The sequence below is a fragment of the Wolbachia endosymbiont of Madathamugadia hiepei genome (assembly GCF_013366855.1).
Classification (GTDB): Bacteria; Pseudomonadota; Alphaproteobacteria; order Rickettsiales; family Anaplasmataceae; genus Wolbachia.
In genome coordinates, this window is the sequence record NZ_WQMP01000070.1 from 1 (window position 1) to 5,276 (window position 5,276).

Annotated in this window: 2 protein-coding genes; one reads left to right on the forward strand and one right to left on the reverse strand. The window is 35.0% G+C overall.

Annotated elements, in window-relative coordinates:
* Positions 1 to 590: 590 nt before the first annotated feature.
* On the forward strand, positions 591 to 1,487 hold the full coding sequence (locus GO685_RS03240) for an aspartate carbamoyltransferase catalytic subunit (RefSeq protein WP_175937551.1): 897 nt from the start codon (positions 591 to 593) through the stop codon (positions 1,485 to 1,487).
* Between the two features lie 103 nt (positions 1,488 to 1,590).
* Here GO685_RS03240 and GO685_RS03245 read toward each other — a convergent pair whose 3' ends face one another.
* Positions 1,591 to 5,031: a collagenase gene (locus tag GO685_RS03245; RefSeq protein ID WP_175937552.1), complete on the reverse strand. Its 3,441-nt coding sequence runs from the start codon at positions 5,029 to 5,031 to the stop codon at positions 1,591 to 1,593.
* Between the last annotated feature and the right edge of the window lie 245 nt (positions 5,032 to 5,276).

The window sequence follows — 5,276 nt, forward strand, 5'->3', positions numbered from 1 at the left end:
ACTTTTTAGTTCACATCTTTTCTACGCTTATTTCATATTCCATGCAACCCAAAAAGCCCTCTATTTCCAGCTCTTTCTTTATCGGCTAATCTATAGTGTTCCAAGCAGAAAACCAACTGCAATAGCACTAATTCTTATCACAATAGTGCCAGCTTTAGATAAGAGTTTCTCTAAACGACCTGGCTTTGCATTCTCTTTGCTGCTCTCTTCATCTTCAATTCTATTATTCTTCCTATAATTACCATGTGCTAAAGTTCCAATAACTGTACCAGCAGCAGGACCAACAATTGGAATAGCAAAAGCAGCAACTGTGAGCGCCGTTCTTCACGGCATGTAATCTAGTATTTTGCTTCCTAGGCTAGTTTTCTCATCTTTCTTTTCAGTTTTCGCAACCATTTCCAACCTCACTTACTATTAACATACTAACCATAATAAAACTAGAATACTAATTATCAGTTAATACCAGTTTTTGTTTTAATGCAATGCCTATTTAGGATTAGCTAAAATAATTGTCATGGAGGGGACTTATTGAAAAAAAGTAATAAAGAGGTAGAATGAGTTGAATGGCAATTGTACACTAAAAAGAAATTATGAGCGATAGAGGGAATCTGCTAAGCATACAGGATCTCACAATCAACGATGTAGAAAATATAATTAAGTTAGCTGGTCAATACCTGAAAAATGAAGCTGCAAATGAGCATATCTTAGAAAACAAGACAGTAATAAATCTATTTTTTGAAGATTCAACGCGTACGCTTGCCTCTTTTGAAATAGCGGCAAAAAGTCTTGGAGCAAATGTTATAACTCTGCCGATAAAATCTTCTTCTATTAATAAAGGAGAAAATTTGAAAGATATGGTAAAAACGTTAAATGCAATGAATCCTGACTACATAGTAATCAGGCAAAAAAACAGCGGTATTTTAAATATGCTGGCCGAGCATGTTAGTTGCTCACTAATCAATGCAGGTGATGGAAGCAGTGAACATCCAACTCAAGCCCTTGCGGACTATTTTGTAATCAGTAGTTATAAGAAGCAAATAAAAGATCTCAAAATTGTGATATGCGGAGATATTTTGCACAGCAGAGTTGCAAGATCGAATATAAGATTACTAAAAATGTTTGGAGCAAAAATATGCTTGGTTGCACCACCAACTTTGATTTGTAGACATTTTCCTGAGGTAGATTCAGTCCATTATTCGCTAATTGAAGGCATAAAAGATGCAGATGTAATTATGCTTTTGAGGTTGCAAAAAGAGCGCATGAATAATAGTTGTTTTGTTCCTTCAGAGAGAGAATACTTTCATTTGTATGGGTTTGATTCACGAAAGTTATCATGCGCGAAACCAAGTGCGATTGTTATGCACCCAGGGCCGATAAACAGAGGGATTGAGATCAGCAGTGATATAGCAGATTGTGTTATTTTACAGCAGGTGGAATTCGGATTGGCAATACGCAAGGCAGTACTACATTATTATAGTTCTTGCTAATATCAAAAAAATGTGTAATTCTGCAACAATTTATACTTAGTTTAGTATAATAACCTCACACACATGAGGGCTGCTGCATTAAAACAGCAGCCCTTTATGTGTATTAATCCATGTTGAACAAGGTGTGATCGTGATAAGCATAATCGCTTGTACAGTTAAATATTTCTCCTAAACCATTCTCTAGATAAACATTATATTCATTATGTTGATCTGAAAATAGAGTGCTATCTTGCGTTTCTAAACTGACACCACTTGTGTCTGACAGCAACTCATAGTTTAAGTTATCTATTTTTGTAATACTACTTATTACCTTGCTCTCTTTATTAGATATAGCTAGATCATAATGATCGCCATCTTTCATTATCTTGATGGACACCTTATCTTCAGGCAACGCTATACACTTCTGCGTATCGCTGTCGCGAATTACGAATTTACCATCTTGAAAGTAATACTTATCTTCTGGCAAAGCACCAACCTTATATCCCGATTCGGCCAATTTATGCCAAAACTTTAACACAGATTGCTTTTCTGCTCCCTCAGCTCTGTCATACAAGGCTTTCACATCATAATAATCTATAGTAACGTTTGCCTTATGTTTTCCTTCTGAATCTCGATCATAGTTCTTTTCTATTTTCAAGATTGTGTCTTTCAACACTACCTGCTCTTGCTCTTTGTCCTCTACTAAAGCTGACCTTATCACCCTCGTTAGAATTTGTGGCTGATCAGACTGCATTTCATCATTGTCGTTTGATGCAGTACTTCCTTCAGCAATTTGAGCAACAGTATTAGTAATACTATAACCCATGTGTGGCGCATCGACTTCTGTCTCAGTTTTGTTTACACTTGCCTGTTCTTTTGAACTTTCGGTTTGTTTCTCTCTTGTAAATATTCTCTGATAATCGGTGTAGCCTTTATCAGTATCACCCAGATCACCACTACCTTGGTCGAAAGTTATTTTTCTACTTCCATTTTCCATATTCTCAATTTCAACCTGAGGAGAAACTGATGCCAGGAAATCGCTATAACTGTAGTTATAGTCAGCAGAAAAAAATATTTTTCCTTTAAAGTTATGAAAGTTATTAGATAACATCCCAATTTTTTTACCAGTATCATTATCAAATAGTTTTACCTTAGTGAAATATATTTGATCGTTTATTCTAAGTATTTCACCTTTGGAATTTTTTTGTATATGGTAATCGTTTGGATCGTACTTAATAGCAAAAAGCTTACCAGTGTTGTATTGATCAAAGTTTACAAGGCCTATATTGACATGTTCATGAGAATAATCTCTCTTTTCATATTCATGTGCAAATATTGGGTCAATATATTTGTATTCGTCTGGTATAGCATTACCTCGAGCGTCATACTTACATTCATTACCACGTTCATCAGCTGGCACCAATTTATATCCGCCATCCTTCGGTACTAACTTTAGATGAGTAATACTTTTTGGTAGTTGAAATCTTACGTTTGCTCCATGGTCATGAATAAATAGGTCGCCTTCCTCGCTAATGTAAAAACCCATATTTTTGAATTCATATAAGCGCTCGCCTCCTTGTTTTACAACAGCTTCGTGTACATCGTCGTCTGTCCTATCGGTTCCCTTATTATCCAATAATTTTCCTTTTTCCACGATTAACCCGCTTTCTCTTTGCTCATCGGAATATTGAGCATGCTTTGAATCCTTATGATTCAAAATCTTAGTGCCTCTAAGGAGCAGGGAATCCAAATCTTTTTGAATATGTCCAACACTGGGATGCAACAATTCATTTTCGTGTAAATGTGTTTCATCGAAATATTCATCACGTTCAACTGTTCTGCCATCTATTAGAGAAGCTTTATAATGAACATCTTCTTTTGTAACCGCCATATAAGCACCGCCTTCATATTGAGTATTCAAGTTGTGCAATATATCCTCAAAAACAAAAGTTTCTTTAGTTTGATCTTCAACTTGCTTAAAGAATCCTGATTCAATTGATAACTCTCCAAGTTTTATGTCTCCATCGTATATGGACAGCGCACCCATATTCCCATGACCATGGACTTTTATAGAGAAAATCTTGCCTTCCTGCAGATCAATATGATTTGTACCTCTCATTAAGTTTGGATCGATATTGATCATCTCTTCTAACATCTTTCCTACATCGATGTTCTTAGTTTTCCTTACTTGTTTTAAACCAGTACTTATCATCTCATCGAGTAAGGGATTTTTCAATCCCTCATATCGAGAGGAAGAAGTAATGGAATTATATTCTTCTAAAAGTTCTTTATAAGAAATCTCTTGCTTACGGTATTTTTCAAGTACTTCAGCGGACTCCTTACGAATCTGCTCATCCAGGTTTTTTAGTTTTTTATCATAAGCTTCCTTTAAATTTTCATCATATTTTGATAGTATTCTGAAAGCCTGATTTTTATACTCTTGACTGTTTCGATACTCCTCGTTACCTTGTTGATTAGAGTAAGTGAGTTTGGTTTGCCCGTCAGGAGTTTTTATTACCTTTAAGAAGTGATATTCCTTTGATATATCAAGCTTATCATTTGTTGCCCTGTTAATAGCACGAGCGACATCATAAAGCGCAACATGTTCTACAGGAGAGAAGCTTCCAACCTTTTCTCCATCCATTTTTTTTATGTCTGCTCTATAGTAGGATACATTTTTAATTTCTCCATCCACTATTTCTTGACCAGTTGCTATCAAATCCCCTTTTGTAACTTGCAGGGCATTGATTTTCTCCATTGCAGTGTCTGTATTATTTTTAGCAAGCCAGCCCTTGAAAGCATCATCTTGACCTTTTATTTGAGAGAGCAAGTCTTCTGATTTATGTAAGTCACCTTTGCGCAAAGCTTCTAGATAGTCTCGTAATAAACTAGGATCTTTTTCCTGTAAATACATTACCAACGCATGACCAGTTTTATAAACTAGACTATTCTTTTCATTATCGGGTAAGTATTTTAATTCTAAGATTTTACTTAAATCCAACTTTGCAGCTTCAGTTTTTTCAATACTTGATCCTTGAGAGTTGAACTTATGGTCTGAGTAGTGTTCAAAATAATCTGCAATTCCCTCCATTAACGCTTTAGGAGAATTTTCGAATACTTGTTTACCTCCCGCCAAGTAAGTTAAACCATGTGCAAATTCATGCTGAAGGTTAAGAACACCACCTTTCTGATAGACGTACATTTCAGCACAAACATTATCACTCCCTGCATAACACTTACCACCTTCATCTCCAAGACCAAGTTTAAAAGCATCGCTTCCACCAAGGTGGGTGTAATCATCCTTATCGTCGAACACATAAATCTTGAATGTTTGTCCTGAACTGCCAGGTTCCAATTCGAATGCATTTTTAAAATTAATAGCTGTTTCTCTTATCTCACTTTCAATTTTAGGAACTTTACTTGCTCTTAAATCATGAGAATAAACCTCTACTTTGATATTTAGTTCTTCTATTTCTATAATATATGGTGAGTTAAATCCCTTACCACCATTGTTGAAATACTCTTCTTTAGTTATATTTTTATTTACTTGTTGATTAATTGTCATAACTTTAACCTCTAATTTGTTAATTCTTCAATATCAAGCATAAAGTGATTTCCCTAAAAAAAGCGTAAATTTCCATATCAGTATAATTTATATCTTAGCAAAAAAAGTATAAATAATTAAATTAATATGTAAAATCATAGAGTGTAGCTGAAGTTCTATGATGGTGTCATTCCGGCATCCTCTTCCTGTCATCCAAGTAGCTGACACTTGCATTCAGAATACTACTTTAGTTATAATATTTAAGA

Coding starts and splice junctions, on each gene's coding strand:
- GO685_RS03245 (WP_175937552.1), bottom strand. CDS start 5,031: ATGACAATTAATCAACAAGTAAATAAAAATATAACTAAAGAAGAGTAT.
- GO685_RS03240 (WP_175937551.1), top strand. CDS start 591: ATGAGCGATAGAGGGAATCTGCTAAGCATACAGGATCTCACAATCAAC.